The sequence below is a fragment of the Cellulomonas sp. Marseille-Q8402 genome (assembly GCF_965119525.1).
In genome coordinates this window covers 2,269,727-2,293,976 of record NZ_CBCPLX010000001.1, presented here as the reverse complement: position 1 = coordinate 2,293,976, position 24,250 = coordinate 2,269,727, and the positions used below count along the sequence as shown (strand labels likewise).

General features: G+C 76.5%; 22 protein-coding genes, 1 tRNA gene and 1 other RNA gene. 13 read left to right on the top strand and 11 right to left on the bottom strand.

Annotated features, from left to right (window positions below):
- Nucleotides 1–62 precede the first annotated feature (62 nt).
- Nucleotides 63–3,926, top strand: a complete 3,864-nt coding sequence (locus ACWPWW_RS10580; protein WP_454050257.1) for an SCO7613 C-terminal domain-containing membrane protein — start codon at nucleotides 63–65, stop codon at nucleotides 3,924–3,926.
- Nucleotides 3,927–4,065: 139 nt separating this feature from the next.
- On the opposite strand, the gene ACWPWW_RS10575 is transcribed toward ACWPWW_RS10580, so the two are convergent.
- A complete protein-coding gene (locus tag ACWPWW_RS10575) occupies nucleotides 4,066–5,340 on the bottom strand; it encodes an MFS transporter (protein ID WP_454050256.1) in 1,275 nt (424 codons plus the stop codon).
- Nucleotides 5,341–5,407: 67 nt separating this feature from the next.
- Between ACWPWW_RS10575 and ACWPWW_RS10570 the strand changes: the two genes are divergently transcribed.
- Nucleotides 5,408–5,704: a GNAT family N-acetyltransferase gene (locus tag ACWPWW_RS10570; protein WP_454050255.1), complete on the top strand. Its 297-nt coding sequence runs from the start codon at nucleotides 5,408–5,410 to the stop codon at nucleotides 5,702–5,704.
- Between the two features lie 23 nt (nucleotides 5,705–5,727).
- On the opposite strand, the gene ACWPWW_RS10565 is transcribed toward ACWPWW_RS10570, so the two are convergent.
- Nucleotides 5,728–6,405: an HAD family hydrolase gene (locus tag ACWPWW_RS10565; protein WP_454050254.1), complete on the bottom strand. Its 678-nt coding sequence runs from the start codon at nucleotides 6,403–6,405 to the stop codon at nucleotides 5,728–5,730.
- Nucleotides 6,406–6,500: 95 nt separating this feature from the next.
- On the opposite strand from ACWPWW_RS10565, the gene ACWPWW_RS10560 reads away from it, so the two are divergent.
- A complete protein-coding gene (locus tag ACWPWW_RS10560; protein WP_454050253.1) occupies nucleotides 6,501–7,157 on the top strand; it encodes a DUF998 domain-containing protein in 657 nt (218 codons plus the stop codon).
- A 30-nt stretch (nucleotides 7,158–7,187) separates the two neighbouring features.
- Here ACWPWW_RS10560 and ACWPWW_RS10555 read toward each other — a convergent pair whose 3' ends face one another.
- Both ACWPWW_RS10555 and pgm read right to left on the bottom strand, forming a co-directional pair.
- Nucleotides 7,188–7,352 (bottom strand): hypothetical protein, encoded by a 165-nt coding sequence (locus ACWPWW_RS10555; protein ID WP_454050252.1) that lies wholly within the window; start codon nucleotides 7,350–7,352, stop codon nucleotides 7,188–7,190.
- A 104-nt stretch (nucleotides 7,353–7,456) separates the two neighbouring features.
- The gene (gene pgm / locus ACWPWW_RS10550) at nucleotides 7,457–9,127 is read right to left on the bottom strand and encodes a phosphoglucomutase (alpha-D-glucose-1,6-bisphosphate-dependent) (RefSeq protein ID WP_454050251.1); all 1,671 of its coding nucleotides are present in this window, start codon (nucleotides 9,125–9,127) and stop codon (nucleotides 7,457–7,459) included.
- A gap of 82 nt (nucleotides 9,128–9,209) precedes the next feature.
- On the opposite strand from pgm, the gene ACWPWW_RS10545 reads away from it, so the two are divergent.
- The 3 genes from ACWPWW_RS10545 to ACWPWW_RS10535 all read left to right on the top strand — a co-directional run bounded on the left by ACWPWW_RS10545 (nucleotide 9,210) and on the right by ACWPWW_RS10535 (nucleotide 11,593).
- The gene (locus ACWPWW_RS10545) at nucleotides 9,210–10,031 is read left to right on the top strand and encodes a DUF5926 family protein (RefSeq protein WP_454050250.1); all 822 of its coding nucleotides are present in this window, start codon (nucleotides 9,210–9,212) and stop codon (nucleotides 10,029–10,031) included.
- Nucleotides 10,032–10,212: 181 nt separating this feature from the next.
- The gene (locus tag ACWPWW_RS10540) at nucleotides 10,213–11,100 is read left to right on the top strand and encodes a glycosyltransferase family 2 protein (protein WP_454050438.1); all 888 of its coding nucleotides are present in this window, start codon (nucleotides 10,213–10,215) and stop codon (nucleotides 11,098–11,100) included.
- Nucleotides 11,101–11,218: 118 nt separating this feature from the next.
- Nucleotides 11,219–11,593: a VOC family protein gene (locus ACWPWW_RS10535; RefSeq protein ID WP_454050249.1), complete on the top strand. Its 375-nt coding sequence runs from the start codon at nucleotides 11,219–11,221 to the stop codon at nucleotides 11,591–11,593.
- 64 nt (nucleotides 11,594–11,657) lie between these two features.
- Here the strand turns inward: ACWPWW_RS10535 and ACWPWW_RS10530 are convergent, their stop codons facing one another.
- The 5 genes from ACWPWW_RS10530 to ACWPWW_RS10510 form a co-directional block, all read right to left on the bottom strand.
- On the bottom strand, nucleotides 11,658–12,665 hold the full coding sequence (locus ACWPWW_RS10530) for a hypothetical protein (RefSeq protein ID WP_454050248.1): 1,008 nt from the start codon (nucleotides 12,663–12,665) through the stop codon (nucleotides 11,658–11,660).
- Nucleotides 12,662–13,324: a DUF1345 domain-containing protein gene (locus ACWPWW_RS10525; protein WP_454050247.1), complete on the bottom strand. Its 663-nt coding sequence runs from the start codon at nucleotides 13,322–13,324 to the stop codon at nucleotides 12,662–12,664. The genes ACWPWW_RS10530 and ACWPWW_RS10525 overlap by 4 nt, the downstream gene beginning before the upstream one ends.
- Before the next feature lie 125 nt (nucleotides 13,325–13,449).
- Nucleotides 13,450–14,619, bottom strand: a complete 1,170-nt coding sequence (locus ACWPWW_RS10520; protein ID WP_454050246.1) for a glutathione-independent formaldehyde dehydrogenase — start codon at nucleotides 14,617–14,619, stop codon at nucleotides 13,450–13,452.
- 108 nt (nucleotides 14,620–14,727) lie between these two features.
- On the bottom strand, nucleotides 14,728–15,207 hold the full coding sequence (locus tag ACWPWW_RS10515; RefSeq protein WP_454050245.1) for a response regulator transcription factor: 480 nt from the start codon (nucleotides 15,205–15,207) through the stop codon (nucleotides 14,728–14,730).
- Nucleotides 15,208–15,572: 365 nt separating this feature from the next.
- Nucleotides 15,573–15,657, bottom strand: a tRNA-Ser gene (locus ACWPWW_RS10510).
- A 111-nt stretch (nucleotides 15,658–15,768) separates the two neighbouring features.
- Between ACWPWW_RS10510 and ACWPWW_RS10505 the strand changes: the two genes are divergently transcribed.
- The gene (locus ACWPWW_RS10505; RefSeq protein ID WP_454050244.1) at nucleotides 15,769–16,467 is read left to right on the top strand and encodes an AAA family ATPase; all 699 of its coding nucleotides are present in this window, start codon (nucleotides 15,769–15,771) and stop codon (nucleotides 16,465–16,467) included.
- Between the two features lie 38 nt (nucleotides 16,468–16,505).
- Here ACWPWW_RS10505 and ACWPWW_RS10500 read toward each other — a convergent pair whose 3' ends face one another.
- Both ACWPWW_RS10500 and ACWPWW_RS10495 read right to left on the bottom strand, forming a co-directional pair.
- Nucleotides 16,506–16,880, bottom strand: coding sequence for a roadblock/LC7 domain-containing protein (locus tag ACWPWW_RS10500; RefSeq protein ID WP_454050243.1), 375 nt, complete (start codon nucleotides 16,878–16,880; stop codon nucleotides 16,506–16,508).
- 28 nt (nucleotides 16,881–16,908) lie between these two features.
- Complete coding sequence (locus ACWPWW_RS10495) at nucleotides 16,909–17,274, bottom strand: hypothetical protein (RefSeq protein WP_454050242.1); 366 nt, start codon at nucleotides 17,272–17,274, stop codon at nucleotides 16,909–16,911.
- A gap of 244 nt (nucleotides 17,275–17,518) precedes the next feature.
- Between ACWPWW_RS10495 and ffs the strand changes: the two genes are divergently transcribed.
- The 6 genes from ffs to ACWPWW_RS10465 all read left to right on the top strand — a co-directional run bounded on the left by ffs (nucleotide 17,519) and on the right by ACWPWW_RS10465 (nucleotide 24,234).
- Nucleotides 17,519–17,615, top strand: an RNA gene (gene ffs, locus ACWPWW_RS10490) — signal recognition particle sRNA small type.
- Nucleotides 17,616–17,751: 136 nt separating this feature from the next.
- Entirely contained in the window at nucleotides 17,752–18,495 is a 744-nt protein-coding gene (locus ACWPWW_RS10485; RefSeq protein WP_454050241.1) for an ABC transporter ATP-binding protein, read from the top strand.
- Nucleotides 18,492–19,865 carry an FtsX-like permease family protein gene (locus ACWPWW_RS10480; protein WP_454050240.1) on the top strand — a complete coding sequence of 458 codons (1,374 nt, stop codon included), beginning with the start codon at nucleotides 18,492–18,494 and terminating at the stop codon, nucleotides 19,863–19,865. The genes ACWPWW_RS10485 and ACWPWW_RS10480 overlap by 4 nt, the downstream gene beginning before the upstream one ends.
- Before the next feature lie 102 nt (nucleotides 19,866–19,967).
- Complete coding sequence (locus tag ACWPWW_RS10475) at nucleotides 19,968–21,461, top strand: protein kinase domain-containing protein (protein ID WP_454050239.1); 1,494 nt, start codon at nucleotides 19,968–19,970, stop codon at nucleotides 21,459–21,461.
- Nucleotides 21,462–21,574: 113 nt separating this feature from the next.
- Nucleotides 21,575–22,789: an alpha-hydroxy acid oxidase gene (locus tag ACWPWW_RS10470; protein WP_454050238.1), complete on the top strand. Its 1,215-nt coding sequence runs from the start codon at nucleotides 21,575–21,577 to the stop codon at nucleotides 22,787–22,789.
- Nucleotides 22,786–24,234 (top strand): FAD-binding oxidoreductase, encoded by a 1,449-nt coding sequence (locus ACWPWW_RS10465; RefSeq protein ID WP_454050237.1) that lies wholly within the window; start codon nucleotides 22,786–22,788, stop codon nucleotides 24,232–24,234. The genes ACWPWW_RS10470 and ACWPWW_RS10465 overlap by 4 nt, the downstream gene beginning before the upstream one ends.
- Nucleotides 24,235–24,250: the final 16 nt, after the last annotated feature.

The window sequence follows — 24,250 nt, the reverse complement described above, 5'->3', positions numbered from 1 at the left end:
AACGCTGCGCAGGATCTGTGGACGACGCCACTCACACCCCTGCGGGCTGGCACGCTCGGCACGTGGACCACATCTCGGCGGACGCCGTACGGCGCGAGCTCACCGACTTCACGCGCTGCCCCGCCTGCGGCGCACCGCTCCCCGCGCCGCGCTGCGGGCGGTGCGGCCTCGACCTCGCCGGCGCGGACGGCGTCCGGATCGCCGCGGCCTCGTACGCCGCGGCCCGGGCGCTCGACGACCGGCAGGCGCTCGTCGCCCGGGTGCGGGCGCAGCAGGCCGGTGCAGGGACCGCGGCCGGCGGTGCCTGGTACCCGGCGGGGCCGGTGCCGGTGCCGCCCCGGGGGTTCGCCGGGCCGGGGCCGGTGCCTCCGGTGCCACGGGTGCCCGTCGGCGCCCTGGGACCGGCGCGTGCCTGGACGCCGCCTGCCGGTGGCCCGCCGTCCCCCGTGGCGGGCGCACCGGTCCCGGAGCGTCCCTTCGACGTCGTGCGGCTCTTCGTGCTCGCCGGGGCCGGCCTCGTCGCCGCGGCCGCGCTGGTGTTCGCGTTCTTCGTCCTCGACGAGGCGCCCCTCGCGCGGGTCGCGGTGCTCCTCCTGGTCACGGGCTTCGCGGTCGGCGGGACGCTGGCGCTGCGGCGGATGGGCGTCGGGTCGTCGGCGGAGGCGGTCGGCGGGCTGGTCGCGGTGCTCGCCGTGGTCGACGCCTGGGTGGTCGCCGCGCTGGTGGACGGCAGCGCGCGCCGGCTCGTCCTCGCGGCGCTGCTGCTGGCCGTCGGGCTCGGGCTCACGGCCGCGGGCCTGGCCGCCCGGGTCCGCTCGTGGACCGTCGCCGTGCTCGTGCTGCCGCTGGTCCCGCTGTGCGTGGCCGGTGCGGTCACCGGGCGGTGGGCCTGGCACCTCGGGCTGCTCGCGGCCGCGCTCGTGACGCTGGTGCGCGTCGGGCACCGCCGGGCGGTCGGCGAGCGGTTCGGCGCACCGGCCCGGGTGGTCGACGCGCTGCTCGCGCTCGCGGCGCTGGGCCTCGTCGGCGCCGCGCTGGTGAACGCGCTCCTGGTACCGCCCCCGGTCGCCGCCTGGGAGACCGGTGGCACCGCGCTCGCGCTGCTCCTCGCGGCCGTGGTGGCCCGGGCGCAGGCGCCCGCCGGGCAGGCGGCGCCGTGGGTGGCGGGCGCGGCGGTGCTCACCGTGGCCGCCGGGGCGTTCGCGGTGGTGTCCGTGCTCCCGGCGCCGGCCGGTGCCGCGCCGCTCGCCGGAGCCGTGGTGTGGGCGCTGCTCGTGCTGCTCCCGGGCCGACCCGGCCAGGACCGCGCGACGGACCCGCTGTACCGCGCGCAGGTGGCCGGGGGCTGGGTGGCGGTGCTCGCGCTGGCGGGCGCCGGGGTGCTGGCGGGGATCGGCGGCACGCTCGCGCTGCTCGCCGGCGTCGGCACCGCCGCCGGATCGGGGTCGCTCGACCGGCTCGACGGCGGGGTGTTCGACGCGGACGTCGCCGGCGCCGGCGTGGGACCGGTGCTGGCGCTGGTCGTGGCGGCCGGGATCCTGGCGGCGATCGGCCGGGTGCGGCTCGCGCCGGTGGCCGCGCAGCCGGTCGTGGTGCCCGTGCCCGGCGCGGCCCCCGCCGTCCCGGCGCCGGTCACCTGGCGGGAGCCGGCGGTGCACCTGGTCGGCCGCGCCCTGCTGCCGCCGGCCGTCGTGCTGACGCTCTGGGTGGCCGCGGGCCTGCTGCGCCCCTGGGCGGTGCCGCTGCTGGTGGCGGAGCTCGTCCTCGCCGTCGCGTTCGTGGAGGGCGCGCGGTGGTTCCCGGCCGCCGGCGCGCCCGTCGGCCGTGGCCCGTGGCGCGGCACCCTGGTCGTCGCGGCTCTCGTGCAGATCGCGTTCCTCGGCGTGCTGACCTGGGTGTCGTGGCCGACGACCGCCCTCGGCGCGCTCGCGGTGCTGCTGCTGCTCCTGCGCGCGCGCCCGCTGGTCGTCACCGAGCTGCGCGGTCTCCTCGTCGCCGCGGGCACCCTCTACGGCGGCGCGGTGCTCGCCGTCCTGCTGGCCGGCTGGGCGGGGTGGGACGCGTTCGGCGTCGTGGGCGCCGTGGCCGTGGCGCTGTCGCTGGTCGCCGCGCTGCTCACGGTCCTGCGCGGGGTCGGTCAGGCCACCTGGCTCGGCGTGCTCGTCGTGGCACCGCTGCCCGCGGTGCTCGGCGTCGCCGTGGTGGCCGTCGACCGGACCTGGTGGGGCGCGGCCGGGGCCGCGGCGCTGCTGCTGCTCGAGGCCGTCCTGCTCGACACCCGTGCCCGTCCCGTGCCGTCCTGGCTCCGGGTGCTCGCCGCCGCGCTGGTGGTGCCGACCGTGTCCGTCGTCGTCATCTGCGCCGGCGCCCTGCTGCTGCCCGGGTCCGGGTCGCCGGTGCTGCTGCCGGTCGTCGCGGTGCTCGCGGCCGCCGCGGCCGTCGTGGCGCCCGCGGTCGCGGACCGGCTGCGGCGGCGCGTCCCCGGGGTGGCGGCCGATCGGGCCCGCCTCGCGATCGAGCTCGCCTCCGCCGGCACGGCCGCCGTGGCGCTGCTGCTCGGCGTCGCGCGGACGCCCACCGGCGCCGACACGGTCCTGGTGCTCTGCGCGGTGCTCGCCGCCGGCGCGTCGGTCGTCGCCCAGCGGCCTGACCGACGCCCGGTCTGGTGGGTCGCGGCGGCGCTCTGGACCGGCGTCGTCTGGTCCGCGCTGGTCTGGTGGGGCGTCGGCCTCGTCGAGGCGTACACGGCACCCCCGGCGCTCGCGGCCGTCGTGATCGGGGCGCTGCTGTCCCGCCGCGGCGACCGGTGGCGGCCGCTCGTCGCGTCCGGCACCGCGCTGCTGGTCGTGCCGACGCTGCTGCTCGCCCTGGCGGGGCGCGACGTCGGCATCCGCAGCACCGCGCTCCTGGGGTTCGCCGCGGTCGCCGTGGTGGTCGGGCTGCTCGAGCGCCGCGCACCGGCCGGTCCCCGACCGGTGCTGTCGGCGCTGGCCCGGCCGCTCGTGCTCGGTGGCGCGGCCGCGGCCCTCGCGGGAGCCGTCCGCGCCGCGCACCTCGCCGCCGCCACCCCGGTCGGCGGCGGCGTCACCAACGCCCGGCTGTTCGGCGCGGCCCTGCTCTGGTCGGCCGTCGGGGCCGCGCTGCTCGGGGCGCTCGGTCTGCTCGCCACCCGGCGGTCTGCGACGCTCCGGCGCTGGGCGCTGGCCCCGGCCCTGGTCGCCGGCACCGTCGGGGCCCTGAGCGCTGTGCGACCGTCCTGGGCGCTGGTCTGGATCGGCCTGCTGGTCGAGCTCGCTCTCCTCGCGCTGGCCGTCGCCGCCGTCCGGGCCGAGGCCCGGCGCCAGCGCGGGGTCCTCGACACCGTCGTGCCGCCGGGCTGGACGCTCTGGCTCGCGGCACTGGCCTGGGGGATCGGGGCATGGAGCCCGCGCGAGCTGCGCGTGGAGGTGTTCGCGCTGCCGCTCGGGCTCGCGCTGGTGGCGATGGGCTGGGTGGCGCTGCAGGCGGCGCTCGCGGAGCCGGCCGCCGCACGGCGCGCGGGCGACAGCTGGCCGGTCGGCCACCGCACGTCCGCCGCGACGCTCACCCCGGGCATCGTCGCCACGCTGGGTCCGTCGATGCTGGCCATCTGGACCGACCCGCTCACCTGGCGGGCGATCCTGGTGGTGGTCCTCGCGCTGTCGTTCATGCTGATCGGCGCCCGGCAGCTGCTCCGGGCACCGCTCGTCGTCGGGGCGGCGGCACTCCCCGTCGCGGTGGTCAGCGTGTTCGCGGCGCAGATCGGCCGCACCATCTCCGCCGGGCCGTGGCTGCTGACCCTGCTCGCCGCGGGCGGGCTGCTGCTGGTGCTGGGCATCTTCGCCGAGCGCCGTCGCTCCGCCGCGCACGACGGCGACGCCGCCGGCGAGCCCCGCGCGCTGCGCTGACGCTCCACGTCGAGCGGGCACGGAACACGTCGAGCGGGTATCCGCTGGGTGCTCGCTCGACGTGTCGGCAGCACACTCGCGATCGCGCGGGCCGCGCGGGCCGCGCGGGCCGCGCGGGCCGCGCGGGCGGGGCGGAGCCTCAGTTCCCGCGGGCGTCCCCGGGCAGGGGCATCGCCGCGACGGGCGTGGTCGCGTCGAGACCCGTGGTCCCGGCGCGGAGCGTGCGCAGCGACGCCAGCACGGCGACCACGGCGAGCGCCGCCGCGCCGACCACGACCAGGTACCCGCCGTGCGAGCCCTGCCGGTCGATCAGGCTGCCCGCGACCCAGGACCCGACGGACACGCCGACGCCGAGCGAGGTGCCGACCCAGGTCAGCCCCTCGGTGAGCCGCTCGCGCGCGACGAAGTGCTGCACCAGCGCGTTGCCGTTGATCAGGGTGGGCGCGATGGCGAACCCGGCGACGAACATGACCACCGCCAGCACGACCATCGACGACACCACCACGAACAGCGCCGCGCCGACCGCCAGCGCCACGATGCCGATCGTGAACCGGCGCCACAGCGGCGTCGTCCAGTGCCGCGCGCCGTACAGCAGGCCGGAGATCAGCGACCCGCACGCGAACACGGCCAGCACCACGCCGGCGAGCCCGGGCCGGCCCGCCTCCTCGGCGAAGGCCACGGTGCTGACGTCGGTGGCGCCGAAGATCGAGCCCATGGCGACGAACACGACCGCCAGCACGACCATCCCGCCGGACCGCATCACCGAGGTCCGGCGCACGGGGGTGCCGTCGGGAGCGGTGACGCCGTCGGCCCGCGGGTGCGGGGGCGGCTGGGTCCGGCGCTGCGCGAGGAACCAGAACCCGCCGGCGACCATGCCGACCACGGGCACGACGAGTCCGGCGGACGGCGCGACGGACGTGGCCAGCGTCGTCGCGAGGATCGGGCCGACGACGAACACGAGCTCGTCCAGGGCCGACTCCAGCGAGTACGCGGTGTGCACGGCGCGCGGGTCGTCCAGGACGTACGACCAGCGGGCGCGGACCAGGGCGCCGAAGGACCCGACGGTCGCGCCGACCAGCACGGCGGTGGCGTAGAGCGTCCAGACGGGTGCGCCCGCCGTCGCGCACAGCACCAGCGCGACCAGCGCGGAGGCGGAGATGCCGATCGCCGGCCGCATCACCCGGGCCTGCCCGTGCTGGTCGACGAGGCGGGCGAGCTGCGGCGAGCACACGGCCTGCGCGAGCACGCAGACCGCCGACACGCTGCCGGCCAGGCCGTACGAGTCGTACAGCGCCTCGACCATCAGGACGATGCCGATGCCGACCATGGACATCGGGAGCCGGGCGACGACGCCGGCTGCGGAGAACGACAGCGCCCCCGGGCGGGAGAGCACGTCGCGGTAGGGCCCCAGCACGGCGTCAGTCTCGCACCCGCCGCCGACGCCGCGCGCCGGCATATCGGCCCCGACGGATACTCGGGGCATGACGACGTACACCGTGACCGACCTGCCCGCCGACGACCGGTTCGAGATCCGCGACGCCGAGGGCACCGTGCTGGGGGTGGCCTCGTACCGGCGTGCCCCCGGCGTCGTGGTGTTCACGCACACGGAGGTCGACCCCCGGCACGAGGGGCACGGCGTCGGCACGACGCTGGTCCGCGAGGCGCTGGACACCGTGCGGGCGGCGGGGATGCGGATCGAGCCGCAGTGCCCGTTCGTCCGGGACTTCGTGGCGGAGCACGCCGAGTACGCGGACCTGGTGGCCGACCCCGCGCGCTGACGGTGCCGGCCCGCCGTGACGGGTCAGCCGAGCAGCTCGCCCACCGGCGTCCGGTCCAGGTCGCGCAGCAGCGCCGCGGCGTCCTCGACGACCGTCCGGGCGCCGGCGTCCCGCAGCTCGGCCTCGGACGTCCCGCCGGAGAGCACCCCGACGCACACGACCCCGGCCCGCTCCGCGGCCTGCACGTCCCAGACCGCGTCGCCGACGAACACCGCCCGCTCGGCGGGGACACCGGCGAGGTCGAGCGCGGCCTGGACCAGGTCGGGCTCGGGCTTGGCCTCCTCGACGTCCTCCGCGCCGGTGACCTGCACCAGGTCGTCGACGTCGAGCACGGCGCGCAGCTTCTCGACCTCCTCCGGGGCGGCCGACGTCGACAGCACGACGCGCAGCCCGCGGTCCGCGAGCGTCCGCACCAGGTCGCGCGCGCCGTCGAAGGCCCGCAGCTGGTCGGCGAGCTCGGCGTAGTGCGCGGTGTGCCGCTCCTTGACGTCGTCGGCGAGCCGGTCCGCGTCGTCGCCCAGCAGCTCGGCGAGCAGGCGGCCGGAGCCCATGCCGATGCGCCGGTGGATGCGCCACGCGTCGACGGGGTGGCCGGCCTCCGCGAACGCCAGCGTCCACGCGTGCACGTGCAGGAAGTTGGAGTCGACGAGGGTCCCGTCGATGTCGAAGAGCACGGCGGCGGGCGTGGCACGGTCGGTCATGCGTCCGGTCTAGCGGCTACGTGCCCGGCCCGCGACCCGGCGGGACGGGCGGCGCACGCCGGGCGCACGTCGCGACCGGCGGCTACGGTGCGGCGGTGCCCCGCCCCGCCGCCGACCGCCCCGCCGCCGACCGCCCCGCCGTCGACCGCCCCGCCGTCCCCGCCCCGCCGGCTGCCGGCGGCACCCGCCCCCGCGGCTGGGCCGTGGCCTCGGCGGTGGCCGCCCCGGTCGCGATGATCGGCGGCTGGACGCTGGCGGCGGCGCTGCAGCCGGGGTTCGACCCGGTGCGCGCGACGATCAGCGAGCTCGCGACGGCGGCCGTCGCGCACCCCGGGGTGATGACTGCGGGCCTGCTGGTCACGGGTGCCGCGCACGGGGTGACGGCCGCGGGGCTGCGCGGCGTCCCGGTGCCCGGGCGGCTGCTGCTCGCGCTGGGCGGCCTGGGGACGGCCGCCGTCGGCCTGCTGCCGGTCGACCGGGTGCCCGCCGGCCACGGCGTGGCGGCGGGGATCGCGTTCGGGGCGCTGGCGCTGTGGCCCGCGGCGTCGGCACGGCGGCGGGGCCGGGGCGCGCTGCGACCCGCGGTCGCCCTGGCGGCGAGCGGGGTGCTGCTGGGGCTGCTGGCCTGGTTCGTCGTCGAGCTGACCGGCGGCGGGGGTCGGGTCGGCCTCAGCGAGCGCGCGCTCGCCGGGGCGCAGTCGCTCGCACCGCTGGCGTGCGTCCTCGCCCTGCGCCGGGCGGCGCGCCGCTGACCGGCACGCCGCCCGCGCGGGTGCGGTCCGTCAGGGGTTGAGGAACGAGGCGGGGTCCTGGTCGCTCGTGCTCGCGTCGGGCATCGAGCGTGCGACCTCGTCGTCGCTGATCTCCTCGTCGCGGACCTCGTCCACGTCGGGGTCGACCAGGGCGTCGGGGAGGTTGTCCGGCGTCGTCTCGGCGTGCTCGCTCATCGCGCGCTCCTTCGCTCAGCGGGGTGGGCCGCCCACGCTAGGCGCGCGCGTGGCCGCCCGCGCGGCGAGCGCGGACGGCCACGGTGACCTGCGGACGGGCCCGGTCAGCCGAGCGCGTCGGAGACGACGTCCTTGGCCGCCTCCTGCACCTGCGCGAGGTGCTCGGGGCTGACGAACGACTCGGCGTAGATCTTGTAGACGTTCTCGGTGCCCGACGGCCGTGCGGCGAACCAGGCGTTCTCCGTCGTCACCTTGAGGCCGCCGATCGGGGCGTCGTTGCCGGGCGCCGACGTGAGCTTGGCGGTGATGTCCTCGCCGGCCAGGGTGGTCGCGGTGACCTGCTCGGGCGACAGCTTCGCGAGCGTGGCCTTCTGCTCGAGGGTGGCCGGGGCGTCGACCCGGGCGTACCAGGACTCGCCGAACCCGGCGACCAGGTCCGCGTGGTGCTGCGACGGCGACTTCCCGGTGGTCGCGAGGATCTCCGAGGCCAGCAGCGCCAGGATGATGCCGTCCTTGTCCGTGGTCCACACCGTGCCGTCGGTGCGCAGGAACGACGCGCCCGCCGACTCCTCGCCGCCGAACCCGACCGAGCCGTCGAGCAGGCCGGGCACGAACCACTTGAAGCCGACCGGGACCTCCAGCAGCCGGCGGCCCAGGCTGCCCGCCACCCGGTCGATCAGCGACGACGAGACCAGCGTCTTGCCGATGGCGGCGTCCGCGGGCCAGCCGGGTCGCGCGCCGCCGTACAGGTAGCCGATCGCCACGGCGAGGAAGTGGTTCGGGTTCATCAGGCCGGCGTCGGGGGTGACGATGCCGTGCCGGTCGGAGTCCGCGTCGTTGCCGGTCGCGATGTCGTACGGGGCGTCCCCGCTCATCGCGGTCACCAGCGAGGCCATCGCCGACGGCGACGAGCAGTCCATCCGGATCTTGCCGTCCCAGTCGAGCGTCATGAACGACCACTGCGGGTCGACCCGCGGGTTCACGACGGTCAGGTCCAGGCCGTAGCGCTCGGCGATGGCGCCCCAGTACTCCACGGACGCGCCGCCGAGCGGGTCCGCGCCGATCCGCACGCCGGCGGACCGGATCGCGTCCAGGTCCAGCACGTGCCGCAGGTCGTCGACGTAGGCGCCGAGGAAGTCGTGCTTGCGCGTCGTGTCGGCGGCGAGCGCCGCGTCCAGGCTCACGCGCGCCACGCGGTCCACCCCGGACGCCAGCAGCTCGTTGGCGCGGTCGGCGATCCACTTCGTGGCCTCGGAGCCGGCGGGTCCGCCGTGCGGCGGGTTGTACTTGAACCCGCCGTCGCGCGGCGGGTTGTGCGACGGGGTCACGACGATGCCGTCGGCCAGGCCCGGCCCGGTGGCGCGGACGCCCTCGGACGTCGCCGCGCCGTTGTGCAGCAGGATCGCGTGCGACACCGCGGGGGTCGGGGTCCACGAGTCGCGGGCGTCCACCCGCACCTCGACGCCGGCCGCGGCCAGCACCTCGAGCGCCGTGCGCCATGCCGGCTCGGACAGCCCGTGGGTGTCGCGGCCGATGAACAGCGGGCCGTCGGTCCCCTGGCTGCGGCGGTACTCGACGATCGCGGCGGTGATCGCCACGATGTGCAGCTCGTTGAACGCGCCGTCGAGGCTGGAGCCGCGGTGACCGCTCGTGCCGAACACCACGCGCTGCGCGGGATCGTCGAGGTCGGGGCGGCGGTCGTGGTAGGCGGCGAGCAGCGCCTCCACGTCCACGAGGTCGGACGGCTGGGCGGGGGTTCCGGCGCGCGGGTCCATGGCCCCGATCCTGCCATCGAAGCGTCGTCGGCGGCGGTTTCCGCGGCGCCCGGTCGTGGCGCGGGTCGGTACGCTGACGGACATGCCTTCTTCTGTCGAGTTCGTGCTGCGTCCCTTCGAGGGCCTCCCCGGTGAGCCCGACTGGGTCGCCCTGCGCGAGCTGGTGCCCGCCGCCACCGCGACCGCCCGCACCAACGCCGAGCACGGTGCGCGCGACGTCACCGTCACCACCGTCCTGCCCGACGGCTGGGCCGCGCTGCACCGCGCCGACGGCGTCGTGCTGCTCGCGCTGCAGGTCGTCGGCGGCTCCGGCGACGCCAGCCGCGACCTCGCCGCCGCGCTGCTGGAGGCGCTCGACTCCGAGCCCGGCACCGCGGTGCAGACCTTCGGCCTGGCCGAGCCGGGCCCGCGCCTGCAGGACGTGCTGGACCCGACCGTGCCGTTCGAGGTCACGATCGAGGACAGCTTCGCCTACTGGATCGCCGCCGACACCGAGATGACGCCCGAGCTGAAGGCCGCCGTCGAGGAGGCCGACGCCGGCGTCGTCGACACCAAGAAGATCGCGGCCGTCGACGCCGCCTACTGGGTCCGCATGGGTGCCCGCGAGTACCTGCGCTGGGCGCAGCCGCACGACGAGCAGCAGGTCATCGACGGTCTCGCCCGGCTGCACGGCCGTCGCGAGTCCGGGTTCGAGGGCGCCAAGTTCATCGGCTACTTCCGCTCCAACGGCCTGGTCGTCCCGGTGTGGGAGCTGGCCCGCGGCAGCGAGGCCGAGGACGTCGAGGCGCCCCTCGCCGCGTTCGCGCCGGCGTTCGAGGCCGCGCTCGCCGACACCGAGCCGCTCGACGCGAACGCGCGCCGCGCCCGCGCCGGCATCGTCGCCCGGCAGGTCACGCTCCGCTGACCGCTCGCGGGCCGTCCCCGGGAACCGCACCGGTGCTTCGGGACGGCCTGTCGCGTCAGGCGACCGACGGACCCGCAGGTGACGGGCTCGCGCCCCCGGTGTGACCGTCGTGTGGAGCGTCCGCGTGTCCCGCCCCCGCGGAGCGCGGGGAGGTGCCCGGATCGATAGGGTTGCGCTCGTGATGGGCGAGGCGGAGGACCAGACCGAGGACCGACCGGTCGCTGACGGGCCTGCCGCGGCGACCCCGCCGCCGGCGAAGCCCGCCGGCGCCCCGCGCAAGTCGCGCCGGCACCAGCCGCCGGCGCCGCTCGAGACGGCGACGACCACCACCCGCACCGGGCGCACCCGGCAGCGCGTCGCGGTCGTCATCCCGGCCAAGGACGAGTCCCGGCGCATCGCCGCCACCGTCCGGTCCGCCCGGGCGATCCCGCACGTCGACCTCGTGCTCGTGGTCGACGACGGCTCCGAGGACAACACGCAGCACGTCGCCCGCGAGGCCGGTGCCGTCGTCGTCCGGCACTCGCACAACCGCGGCAAGGCCGCCGCCATGGAGACCGGCGCCGCCGTCGTCGCCATGCGCGACGCCCCGGACCGGCCGCCGCGCCTCCTGCTGTTCATCGACGGCGACCTGGGCGACACCGCCGTGAACACGGCGCCGCTGGTGCCGCCGGTCCTGGAGGGCACTGCCGACGTGGCGATCGCCCTGCTCCCGCCGCAGCCGGGCGCCGGTGGTCGCGGCATCGTCGTCGGCGCGGCCCGCCGGGCGATCCAGTCGATGACCGGCTGGACCCCCACGCAGCCGCTGTCCGGCATGCGCTGCCTCACCCGCGAGGCCTTCGAGGCCGCCACCCCGCTGGCTCGCGGCTGGGGCGTCGAGACCGGCATGACCATCGACCTGCTGCGCAAGGGCTTCGTCGCCGTCGAGGTGCCGTGCGACCTGCGGCACCGGCCGTCGGGCAGCGACCTGCGCGGGCAGATGCACCGCGCGGCGCAGTACCGCGACGTGCAGCTGGCCGTCGCGGCGCGCCGGCTCCGTTCGGTCGGCGGGTCCCGGCGCCCCACGGCCTGACCCACCGGGCTCGCGCGAGGCTCTCGGCACCCTGGTCCTCGGACCGGGCCGACCCCTACGCTGGCGTGAGCTGATCCTGCAGCGGCGCAGGGTCGCCCGCCTCGGGGGAGAGCTGGCCATGGCACACGGCGACATCACGCACATCGACATCCCGGTCGACGACATGGAGCGCGCGAAGGCGTTCTACAGCGGGCTGTTCGGCTGGGAGATCCAGGAGTACCCCGGATACGAGGGCTACCCGATGTGGCGGGCGCCGAACCAGATCAGCGGCGGCGGCCTGGCGCCCCGGGACGACAGCCTCGACCGGCCCCGGTCCTACGTCGAGGTCGACTCGATCGACGACGTGCTCGCGAAGGTGACGGCGGCCGGCGGCCGGGTCGTCATCCCGCGCACGGAGATCAGCCCGACCAGCTGGTGGGCGTCGTTCCTGGACACCGAGGGCAACGAGATCGGGCTGTACGAGGGGACGTCGGAAGGGGACGGGACGGAGTAGGCGCGCCGGCTCGGCGGGGGGCCGACACGGGGTCGCGGGCCGGAGCGGGTCGCGGGCCCGGCCCTCAGCCCCGGCGTCGCGCGAGCCGGCTGCGGCGATCCTGCTCGCGCTTCGAGTACGCCGCGGTCCGGATCGCCTCGTCCGAGTCCAAGCCGGAGCCGAGGCCGCCGCCGACCGTCGCCGCCGACGCGACGAACCACGCGAGCAGGACGAGGTCGCCGTACCCCAGCGTGGTGCCGAGGTACCCGCCCATCACGTCCGGGTCCAGCACGAACAGGGCCCACGCCAGGTTGACGACGAACAGCCCGAGGTAGGAGATGAACACCCCGGCGGTCAGCGTCACGACCGTCGAGACGTTGTAGAGGCGGGAGCGGTCGCGGGCCTCGGGCGAGCCGTCGTCCGGCCGGTCCCACAGCCCGCCGTCGACCACGAGCCACGCCACCACGACCGCGACGGAGGCGATCGTCGCCACGACGAGCCGCCACGTCGAGAGCGAGCCCGCGAGGAGCCACACGGTGGAGTTGATGGTGGCGACGGCACCGGTCGCCAGCGCGGCGACGAGCGCGGACTTCAGACCGGGCACGAGGAGCCACGGGCGGTTGGCGAGCACCATGCCCGTCAGCAGCCGGAGGCGGCTGCCGGGACGCGGGACCCGGACGTCCTGGTCCCCGGACGCGGTCGCGTCGGCCAGCCCGCTGATGAGCGCCCGCACCGCACGGCGCGTGCGCGCGTGCATGCGGAGCCCACCCAGCGCGGGCAGCGACAGGACCGCCGTCCGGCGCGGTGCGTCCGTCGTGGCCAGCAGGTACCGGCCGTCGTCGTCGCGCAGCGGCAGCTCGGTCAGGCCGACGACGACGTCCCACCCGTGCCGGCGCGCGTGGTCCTCCAGCCGCTCGACGGCGGTGCCGACGTCCTCGGAGTCCGTGGTGAACGGCTCGCTGACGACCTCGACGTCCCACGTGGCGTCGGCATCGTCCCCGGGCGGGCCGAGGTCCTCCAGGCGGCGCGCGATCTCGGTGGGCGACTCCGGGTCCGCCACCAGGCCGACGTGGACCGGTTCCGTCGCGGTCATCCCTGCTGCCCCAGGTTGGTGACCAGGTTGACGGCGACGGCGATCACGACCGTCCCGAACAGGTAGGACAGCAGCGCGTGCGCGAGGGCGACCTTGCGGATCGGCGTGGTGCCGATCTGCGTGTCCGGGACCGCGAAGCTCATGCCCACCGTGAACGCGAGGTAGGCGAAGTCGCTGTAGGCCGGCGGCTCCTCCTGGCAGAAGTCGATGCCGCCGTCCCCGCCCGAGTAGTACAGCCGCGCGAACTTCAGGGCGAAGACCGTGTTCACCAGCGCCCACGACAGGATCACCACCAGCACCCCGAGGATCACGGTCACCACCCCGACGGCGTCGCCGCTGCTGGAGCGGACGAGCGCCTCCGCGACGGCCGCGAGGCTCACCACGGCCGCGCCCAGGACGAACGTGTCGGTGACGCGCGTGCGCGCCTCGTCCTCCGCGAGCTGCTTGGTGCCCGCCGCGTCGCGCGGCCAGCTGATCCGCCACACCCACACCAGCGCGGCGCCGGCGGTGACGGCCCAGCCGGCGAGCACCGCGATCTCCGGGACGCCCGCGACCACGGCGACCGCCGCCACGAGCAGCCCGCCGCCGAAGCAGACCAGCAGCCGGCGCGAGGACAGGATGGTCGGCGACGCACCGGTCCTGCCGCGGTGCGCGCTCACCCGCGCGCCCGCGGCCGCCCGGGCGGCGCCCGGTGCCTCACGTGCCGGGACGGAACACCGCGCGGACGCACCCGTCCTCCACCCCGTCCGCCGCGAGAACCGCGACCGTCCGTCCCGCCAGCTCGTCAGCCACGACGCGCCTCCTCACCCGTCGTCGACGGGTGCAGGACGACCTTCGTCCAGCCGTCGTCCCGGTTGTCGAAGTGCTCGTAGGCCCCCGGGGCCTCGTCCAGGGACAGCTCGTGGCTCACGATGAACGACGGCTCCGCCTTGCCGCCGGCGATCAGGTCGCGCAGCTGCCGGTTGTACTTCTTGACCGGCGCCTGGCCGCTGCCGATCTTCTGGCCCTTGAACCAGAACAGGCCGAAGTCGAACGCCAGCCGGCCCTGCTTGGCCAGCTCGTCGCCGGCTCCGGGGTCCTCGGGCACGAAGACCCCCACGGTGCCGATCCGTCCGGTGAACCGGACGGAGGCGACCAGGCGGTTCATCGTCAGGTTGGGGCGCTCCTCGCCGTCGGGCTCGTGCGCCTGGTAGCCGACGCACTCGCAGCCGCTGTCCGCACCCAGGCCCATCGTCTGGTCGAGCACGGCCTGCACCGGGTCGACCGCGGAGTCGTCGATGGCGATCGCCCCGATCGACTCCGCCAGCCGCAGCCGGTCCGGCTGGCGGTCGACCACCATGACCTTGCTCGCGCCGCGGATCGTCGCCGACAGGGCGGCCATCAGCCCGACCGGTCCGGCGCCGTAGATCACCGTCTGGTCGCCGGGCCGCACGCCGGCCACCTCGGTGGCGTGGTAGCCGGTGGGGAAGATGTCCGCGAGCATCACGTAGTCCGTCTGCCGCTCCTCGGCGTCCTCCCCGAGCCGCAGGCAGTTGAAGTCGCCCCAGGGCACCCGCAGCAGCTCGGCCTGACCTCCGCCGTACGGACCCATGTCGGCGAAGCCGTACGCCGCACCCGCGAGCGCCGGTTCCGGCTGCGCCGTCAGGCAGTAGTTGGTGAGCTGCCGCTCGCAGTTCTTGCAGTGCCCGCACGCGATGTTGAACGGGAGGACGACCCAGTCGCCGACCCGGATCTTGTCGACCCCGTCGCCGACCTCGACGACCTGGCCGAGGTTCTCGTGGCCGAACCACCGGCCGGGCTCGAAGTCTGTCCGGCCCTCGTACATGTGCAGGTCGGACCCGCAGATGTTCGCCGACGTGATCCGCACCAGGACGTCGGTCGGCCGCTCGATACGGGCGTCCGGGACGTCCGTGACGCTGACCTGCCTCGGCCCGTCGTACACGACTGCCTTCATGATCGCTCCTCGTCCTGGGATCCCGGCGCTGGTGGCACGTCGCGGTCCCTTCATTGGACCCGGCGTACCGCGCGGTGGGTATCGGCAGACCTGCCGATCCTGCGTGGCTCAGGGCTGCGGGACCGCCGGGACGTAGAGGCCCTCCCGCTCCGCGCGCACCGCGGCGAGCGTCCGCGTCGCGGCACCGAGCTTCACGAGCAGGTGCTCGACGTGCGCGGCGACCGTGCGCGGCGCCACGACGAGCACGCGGGCGATCTCGTGGTTGGAGCAGCCGTCGACCACGAGCCCCAGCACCTCGAGCTCACGGGGGGTCAGCCCGTGCACGGCAGGGCCGGCCGACAGCAGCACCGCACCACCCCCGCGCCCCGGTGCGTCCGCAGGCGCGGACAGGACCGTCACCCGCGCGTGGCCGCGGGGGGCGTGCCAGCCGCCGAGGGGCCAGAGGAACGACGAGTACACCTGGCCCGCCGCGATGCGCGCGCACGCGACGGCGAGGACGGGAGACCCCGGGGCGAGCAGGGGGTCACCCGGGACGCCTGGCAGCGGCCGGGTCCGGCCGTCCGTGCGCACGAGGGCTCCCGCCGTCACCTCCCGGATCAGGCTCGCGGCGGTGAGGAGCGCATCCAGCGGTCGACGAGCACGCGTGCCGAGGAGGCCGGGGACAGCCACGGCGAAGGGCGCGGGACCGGCACGGTCGGACTGGGGCACGGTGCTGTCGCCTCCCCCTGGGCAGCAGCGGGCCGACGAGGATCAGCGACCGGTTCCGGGTCGGAGCTCGGCACGTCGGCGACGACACGACCGGGCGGCGCGGACCGCGGTGCACCTGCGACACGCCGACCCGTCCACGGGCTCCCGCTCGGCGCGGCCAGGTTAACCACCGCCGAGCACGAGCGCCTCCGGGGACGACGAAGGGCCCGTGACCAGCGCTGACGTGGTCACGGGCCCTTCACCTGCGGAGGATGGGGGATTCGAACCCCCGAGGGCTTTCACCCAACACGCTTTCCAAGCGTGCGCCATAGGCCACTAGGCGAATCCTCCCGGCCGTAAGAGGGTACCTGAGTCGGACCGGTGCCCGGTAACCGGCCCCCGGCGACCGCCGCCTGTGGTGGGCTGGACCCCGTGCGACCTCGTGACCTGCCCGTCCGCCGCGTGCGTGCCGACGACCGCGAGCCGGTGCCCGCCGGCGCGTGGTTCGCCCGGGTGCCCGCCGTGGCGCAGGTCCTGCGCGACGGGTGGGAGCTCGGCCCGGCGACGGTGCTGGTCGGCGAGAACGGCGCCGGCAAGTCCACGCTCGTCGAGGCCCTGGCGATGGCCTTCGGCATGGGCGCCGAGGGCGGGTCGACGGGGGCGCGCAACGAGACGCGCGCGTCGGAGTCGGGCCTGTCCGGTCACCTGCTGCTCGAGCGCGGCGCGGGGGCGCCCCGGCGCGGCTTCTTCCTGCGCGCCGAGACGATGCACGGCTTCTACACGTACCTCGAGGCCAACCCCGGGCTGGTCCCGGAGCCGGTGTTCCACGAGATGTCGCACGGGGAGTCGTTCCTCGAGGTGGCCACGTCGCGGATGGTCCGGCCCGGGTTCTACGTGCTGGACGAGCCGGAGTCGGCCCTGTCGTTCACCGGGTCGCTGGCCCTGCTCGCGCACCTGCGCGGGCTGGTCGCCGACGGGTCGCAGGTGCTGCTGTCGACGCACTCGCCGGTGCTCGCCGCGCTGCCGGGCGCGCGGGTGCTGGAGGTCGGCGAGCACGGGCTGCGGGAGACGCCGTGGGACGAGACCGACCTGGTCCTGTCCTGGCGCGGGTTCCTCGACGCGCCGGAGCGCTACCTGCGCCGGCTGGACGACGGGGACTGACCGCCACAGACCCGGCACGGCCGCCCGACCCCGGGGGGTCAGGCGACCGCGCCGTCCAGCGCCAGCAGGTTCTCGACCTGCGGGGCGATCGCGCGCTGCAGCAGCACCAGGTTCACCTGCGGCTCCACCACGACGGCCAGCGCGAACCGGTCGCCGACCGGGGTGACGAGCACGGCGCCCTCGTCGGTGCGCACGGTGCAGGTGGCCAGGCCGTGCAGCTCGGCGCCGGCCGCGGTGTGGTGCGCCATCTCCAGGCAGTGCACCACCAGGGCGGCGAGCCGGTCGCGGTCGTGCTCCGGGCCGTCGTCGCTGAACGGCGTCCCGTCCCGCTGCACGAGGATGACGCGTCGGATCCCCTCGACGGCGTGCCGCAGGCTCGCCGACACCTGCATGCCGTTCTGGCGGATGATCATGCCGCGCCGTCCTCCTCGTCCTCGTCCGTCAGATGGCGAGCTCGCGCTCGAGGTTCAGCAGCTGGCGCCGGGCCATGGCCAGGTTGGCGCGGCTGCGGTCGAGCACGAGGTACAGGAACAGGCCCTGGCCGTGGTCGCTCTGCAGCAGCCGGATCAGGTGCAGCTGCGAGGTCAGGGTGATGAGGATGTCCTCGATGCCGTCCGACAGGCCGAGCGACTGCAGGGTGCGGAACTTCGCGCGCACGACCTCGGTGTTGCCGGCCGCGGCCAGGTCCAGGTCCAGGCCGCCGCCGGCGGAGCCGAGGGTCATGCCGGAGTCGAAGTCCACGAGGGCGACGGCGGTCGCACCCTCGATCGCCATGGCCGCGGTCAGGGTGGAGTCAACGGTTGCCACGCAGGTGCCTTTCGCATGCGGCGGCCAGGTGCCACCGGGGGTCGGTCGGGGGGTGGCGGCGTCGACCGCAGAGGTCGCGCCGCACTCAGCCGTATCGACAGGTGGGACGACCCCCTGAACCGGGCGGTCGGGTGATCCGACCTGCGCAGACGGGCGACGCCGCGCTCCCACGCCGGGATCCGGCGCCGTCCGTGACGCAGGCCACGGGCGCGCAGGGCGTCCGCCCGCCTGCGTTACGATGGCGGCAGACCCCTCGTGCGGCGTCATCTCGCTGAACCCCCCCAGGGCCGGAAGGCAGCAAGGGCAGGCGAGCTCTGGCGGGTGTGCGGGGGGTCCTTCGCGTCCCCGGGGGGACACGCGCCTCCCACCCCGGGCGGACGCCACCGCGGGCGTCCGCCCCCGGTCGCACCGCGACGGCGTGGGGGCCGCGACCCCGGGCCGACGCGGCGCCCGCGCCGCGCGCCGGAGGCTGGACGCATGAGCCACGAGACCCCCGCCCAGTCCTGGGGCGCGCCCGCTGCCGCGCCGTCGCCGCCGCACGCCCGGCTCGCCGCCCGCGGGGTGGTGAAGCGGTTCGGGCCGACCACCGCGCTCGCGGGCGTCGACCTCGACGTCGCCGCGGGGGAGTCGGTCGCGGTGATGGGCCCGTCGGGGTCGGGCACGTCGACGCTGCTGCACTGCCTCGCCGGCATCCTGGTGCCCGACGCGGGCACGGTGCAGCTGTCGGGCCGCGCGCTGCACGACCTGGACGAGCGGCAGCGCTCGCTGGTGCGGCGGCGGCAGTACGGGTTCGTGTTCCAGTTCGGCCAGCTGCTGGCGGAGCTCCCGGCGATCGAGAACGTCGCGCTGGCGCCGATGCTGCTCGGCACGTCCCGCCGGGAGGCGACAGCGCTGGCCGGGCGGTGGCTGGCCTCGCTCGGGCTCGCGGGCACGGAGGGCCGCCGGCCGGGCGAGCTCTCGGGCGGGCAGGCGCAGCGGGTCGCGGTGGCGCGGGCGCTGATCACCGGCCCGGAGGTGGTGTTCGCCGACGAGCCGACGGGCGCGCTGGACCAGGCCACCGGCCAGGAGGTGATGCGCGTGCTGACGGAGACGACGCGGCTCGCGGGCGCGTCCCTGGTGCTGGTGACGCACGACGCGGACGTGGCGGCGTGGTGCGACCGGCGCGTCGAGGTCCGCGACGGGCGCGTGGTGTCGGACGTGCGCCGGGACGGTGCGCGATGAGGACCGTCCTCGCCCTGGCCCCGCGGCTGCGCCGGGCCGGCGGCCGGGACGCGGTCCTCACGACCGCGCTCGCGGTCGCGGCGTTCGCGGTGACGACGGCGCTGGTCCTGTCCGTCGTCGGCGGGCTGCTCGGGTTCCTGGACCGTGCGGCGAGTCCCGTCGGCGCGTACCAGCGGGAGAACGGCGACTTCTACGTCGTGCTCGCCTGGACCGCGGTCGTGCTGCTGGTGGTGCCGCTGCTGACGCTGGGCGGGTCGGCGGCCCGGCTCGGGGTGGCCCGGCGCGACGCCCGGCTCGCGACGCTGCGCCTGCTGGGGGTGACGCCGCGCGAGGTGGTGGCGCTGACGGTGGTCGAGACCGCCTGGCAGGGGCTGCTCGGCGCGCTCGCCGGCGTCGTCGGGTACGGGCTGCTGCTGCCCGTCTGGACCCGCGTGCCGTTCCAGGGGTCCACGTTCTCGGCCGCCGAGCTCTGGGTCGGCTGGCCGGTGCTGCTGGCGACGTGCGTCGCCGTCCCGCTGCTGGCCGTCGTCAGCGGCGTGGTCTCGCTGCGCCGGGTGGTCGTCTCGCCGCTCGGCGTCGCGCGCCGGCAGACGCCGCCGGCGATGCGGGCGGTCCGCGCCGTGCTGGCCGTCGTCGCGATGGGCGGCTTCATGGTGGTCACGTCGGCGCTCGGCGCCTTCGGTGCGGCCGCCGTCGCGTTCGGGGTCGTCTCGCTGGCGCTGGGGTTCGCCGCGCTGAACCTGATCGGCCCGTGGGTGCTCGGCCTGCTCGGCCGGCTGCGCGCCCGGCGGGCGCGGACGCCCGCGCAGCTGCTCGCCGCGCGGCGCCTGGTGGACGACCCGCGCGCGACCTGGCGGGTGGTCGGCGGGCTGGGCCTGGCGGGCTTCGTGGCCGGGGCGCTCGCGGTCGTGCCGATGATCGCCTCGGCGACCCCCCTCGACGCGAGCCCGGCCGAGCGGGCCGCGAACGCCACGCTCACCGGTGACCTGGTGCGCGGCGCGCTGCTGACCCTGGTCATCACGTTCCTGGTCGCCGCGGCGTCCGCGGGCATCACGCAGGCCGCGTCGGTGCTGGACCGGCGCCGGGAGCTCGCGCTGCAGGTGCTGGCCGGGACCCCGGTGGCGCTGCTCGACCAGGTGCGCCGGCGTGAGGTGCTGGTGCCGATGCTGACCGTGGGCGTCGGCTCCGCCGCGGCGGCCGTGGTGATGATGTCGCCGGTGCTCGGGTTCGCCGGGGTGACCGACCCGTCCGGCCTGCTGCTGCTCGTCGGCTGCCTGACCGGCGGGTGCCTGCTGGTGCTCGGGGCCACCGAGATCAGCCGCCCGCTGCTCCGGTCGGTGCTCGCCGAGACGCAGGTGCGACCGGACTGAGCCGTCACCCGGACCGGTGACGCGTGCCACGGCGGGGCCGCTCGACGCGCGCATCCTGCCGTCGGCGGCGATCCTGGGTGCTCGGCGTCCAGGAGGTCCAGCGTGAGCGAGCAGCCCGAGGTGGCGACCGCGCCCGCGTTCGGCACCCCGCCCGGACGCGGTCCGCGCCCCCGGGACACCGTGCTCCCCGCCGGCACCGTCCTCGCCGGGCGGTACGAGCTCGCCGAGCGCCTGGGCCAGGGCGGCATGGCCGAGGTCTACCGGGCGCTCGACACGGTGCTCGGCCGCGAGGTGGCCGTCAAGGTGTTCCACCCCTCGCCCGCCGGGCACGACGACGACGCCCGGCACCACGCGGAGACCCGGCTGCTGGCCCGCCTGAGCCACCCGGGCCTGGTGATGATGCTGGACGCGGGCACCGCCGAGCTGCCCGACGGCGAGCTGCAGGACTTCCTGGTGATGGAGCTGGTGCGCGGGCCCTCCCTCGCCGCGCGCATCGCCGAGGGCCCGATGGCGGTCGTCGACGCCGCGCTCGTCGGGGTGCACGTCGCCGAGGCGCTCGCCTACATCCACGACCAGGGCGTCGTGCACCGCGACGTCAAGCCGGCGAACATCCTGCTGCCCGCGGCGGACCTGTCCGACACCGCCGGGCCGTGGACCAAGCTGGCGGACTTCGGCATCGCCCGGGCCCGGTCCGACGAGTCGCAGACCACCACGGGGGAGCTGCTCGGCACGCCGCCCTACCTCAGCCCCGAGCAGGCGATCGGCGGTCGCCTGACCGCGGAGTCGGACGTGTACGCGCTCGGTCTGGTGCTGGTCGAGTGCCTGACCGGCGAGCGCGCGTTCCCCGGTGACGCGCTGACCTCGGCCGTGGCGCGCCTGCACCAGCCCGTCCCCGTCCCGGAGCGGTTCGGCCCGCGGTGGGCGGAGCTGATCGGCGCGATGACCGCGCTCGACCCGCTCGACCGGCTCACCGCCACGGCCGCGGCCGAGGAGCTCCGCGGCCTGCTGCGGCCCGGCGCCGTCGGCCTCGGGGCGGCGGCCGGGGACCTCGGGTCCGCCCCGACGACGCCCCTCGCCGTCACCACGCTGCCCCCGGTCACGCTGCCGGCCGGGGACGCCCCGCCGCGGTCCGGACGCCGGCGGGGTGCGCGCGTGGCCACGGTCGCGGCCGCCGTGATCGGCCTCGGTTCCGTGCTGCTCGGCGTGAACGCGCTGACGGGGGACGCCCCCCAGGCGGGCCCGCCGGCGAGCACCGAGCCCGCCGCGGGCACGGTCGCCTCGTCGACGCCGGTGGACGAGGCGGTGGTCGCCGAGCCCGTCGTCGAGCAGCCCGCCGCGGAGCAGCCGGTCGTCGAGGCCGTCGCCGAGCAGCCCGCTGTCGAGCAGCCCGCTGTCGACCAGCCCGCGGCCGAGACCGAGTCGTCCGGGCGTCCGGACACCCCGGGGCGACCGGCCGACGCGGCGGAGCGCGCGCTCGAGAAGGCCCAGGAGGACGCGGAGAAGCAGGCGCGGAAGGCCGCGGAGGACGCCGCGAAGCAGGCCGAGCAGGCCCTGGAGGACGCGGAGAAGGGCCCCGGGAGGCGTGGCGACGGCTGACCGGGCCCCGGCAGCCGCCACCTGAGACGGCGCCGCCCGCGTCCGCGGACCCGGTCTACGGTCGCCGGAGCGGGCCCGGAGCGGCCGGTCCCCTCGCGTGAAGGAGACCGCACGTGCCCACGCGGCGACGGTTGCAGACCTGGTCCGAGCTCCGGCCCCTCCTGCGGATGCGACCCGTCGAGCTGGACCCGGTGGCCCGCCGCCTGTCCCGCGCGTCCACGGTGCGGGACCTGCGGACGATCGCCCGCGGTCGGACCCCGCGCTCGGTGTTCGACTACGTCGACGGCGCCGCCGAGGCCGAGATCTCGCTGCGCCGCGCGCGCCGGGTGCTGCGGGACGTCGAGTTCCAGCCGTCCGTGCTCCGGGACGTCGGCGACGTCGACCTCAGCACGACGCTGCTCGGCCGGGAGGCCGCGGCACCGTTCCTCTACGCGCCGACCGGGTTCACCCGGCTGATGCAGCACGAGGGCGAGTCCGCCGTCGCGCGCTCGGCCGCCCGCACCGGCATCCCGTACACGCTGTCGACCATGGGCACGACGTCGATCGAGGGCGTCGCCGAGGCCGCGCCGGACGGGCGGAACTGGTTCGGCCTGTACGTGTGGAAGGACCGCGGCGCCTCGACGGAGCTGATGGCCCGCGCGAAGGCCGCCGGGTACGAGGCGCTGGTCATCACGGTCGACGTGCCGGTCGGCGGTGCGCGGCTGCGCGACGACCGCAACGGGTTCAGCATCCCGCCGGCGCTGTCGGCCCGGACCGTGCTGGACGGCGCGCTGCACCCCGCCTGGTGGATAAACTTCCTGACGACCGAGCCGCTGCGGTTCGCGACGCTCGACTCGTGGCAGGGCACCATCGAGGAGCTCGCCGGCCACATGTTCGACCCGACCGTCGAGCTGGCCGACCTGGCCTGGGTGCGCGAGCACTGGGACGGCCCGCTGGTCGTGAAGGGCGTGCAGACGGTCGCCGACGCCGAGCGGGTCGTCGGTGCCGGTGCGGACGCCGTCGTGCTGTCGAACCACGGCGGCCGGCAGCTGGACCGGGCCCCCGTGCCGCTGACCCTGGTGCCCGGTGCGGTGCAGGCCGTCGGCGACCGGGCCGAGGTGTACGTCGACACCGGGTTCAGCAACGGCGGCGACATCGTCGCGGCGGTGGCGCTCGGCGCGAAGGCGGTCATGCTCGGGCGCGCGTACCTGTACGGCCTGATGGCCGGCGGCGAGCGCGGCGTCGACCGCGTCGCCCAGATCCTCACCACCGAGATCGCGCGGACGCTGCGGCTGCTCGGCGTGCGGTCGCTCGCGGAGCTCACCCCCGACCACGTGCGGCTGCCGTGAGCGCCGCGCTCGCGGTGCTCGCCGGCCTGCGCGCCGCGCTCCCGGCGGACGCGGTGGTCACCGACCCGGCCGTGCTCGCCGGGCGCCGCCAGGACGGCTCGGCCACCGCCCCGACCGGGGACGCCGTCGCGCTCGTGCTGCCCGCGACGACCGCCGAGGTGTCCGCCGTCCTGGCCGTCGCGCACGCGCACGGCACCCCGGTCGTGCCGCAGGGCGCGCTGAGCGGGCTCGCCGGGGGCGCCAACGCCGTGCCCGGGGCGATCCTGCTGTCGACGGCCCGGATGACGCAGATCCGCCGGATCGACCCGGTGGACCAGGTCGCGGTCGTGCAGCCCGGCGTCGTCACCAAGGACCTGGTCGACGCCGTCGCCGCGCGCGGGCTGTTCTACCCGCCGGACCCGGCGTCGTACGCGCAGAGCACCATCGGCGGCAACATCGCGACCAACGCGGGCGGCATGCGCTGCGTGAAGTACGGGGTGACCCGCGACTTCGTGCGCTCGCTCGAGGTCGTGCTGGCGGACGGCACCGTCGTCCGCACGTCGCCGCCGACGGTCAAGGCGGTCGCCGGCCTGGACCTCACCGGGCTGGTCGTGGGGTCGGAGGGCACGCTCGCGGTCGTCACCGAGGCGACGCTCGGCCTGCTGCCCGCGCCGGGACCGGACCGCGGGGTGAGCGCCACGTTCGGCTCCGTCGCCGACGCCCTCGACGCGGCCAACGCGATCATCGCGAGCCCGCACCGGCCGTCGACCCTCGAGCTGCTCGACGACGTCGTGCTCGCGGCGCTCGCGGCGTACGACCCCGACGCGGGCCTGCCCGTGGGCGCGCGGGCCATGCTGCTGGTCATCACCGACGAGGCGGTCGGCGGCGCCGAGGACGTCGCGGCCTACGAGGCCGCCGCCCGCGCGCACGGGGCCCTGGCCGTCGACGTCGCGCACGACCCGGAGCGGCTGCACACGCTGATGCGGGCGCGCCGGTCCTTCAACCAGGCGATGCGCGCGGTGCGCGGCGGCAGCATCAACGAGGACGTCGCGGTCCCGCGCCGGCGGCTGCCCGAGCTGCTGGAGCGGCTCGCCGACATCGCGGCGCAGACGGGGCTGCTCATCGGCACCGGCGGGCACGTCGGCGACGGCAACCTGCACCCGGTGATCGCGTACGACCCCACCGACCCGGCGCAGGTCGCGGCCGCGGCCGAGGCGCACGCCCGCATCCTCGGCCTGGCCGTCGAGCTCGGCGGCACCATGACCGGCGAGCACGGCATCGGCACCGAGAAGCGCGGCGCCCTCGCCGGCGAGCTCGGCGACCGCGTCCTCGCCATCCAGCACGGCATCAAGCAGGTCCTGGACCCCAAGGCCATCCTCAACCCCGGCAAAAGCTCTGACCCCACCCCCCCCGGCCTCCTCCCCGCCCCCCGCCCCCCTCGCCCCCACAGCACGACGCCGAGGTAGTGCGACCCCCGCGAGG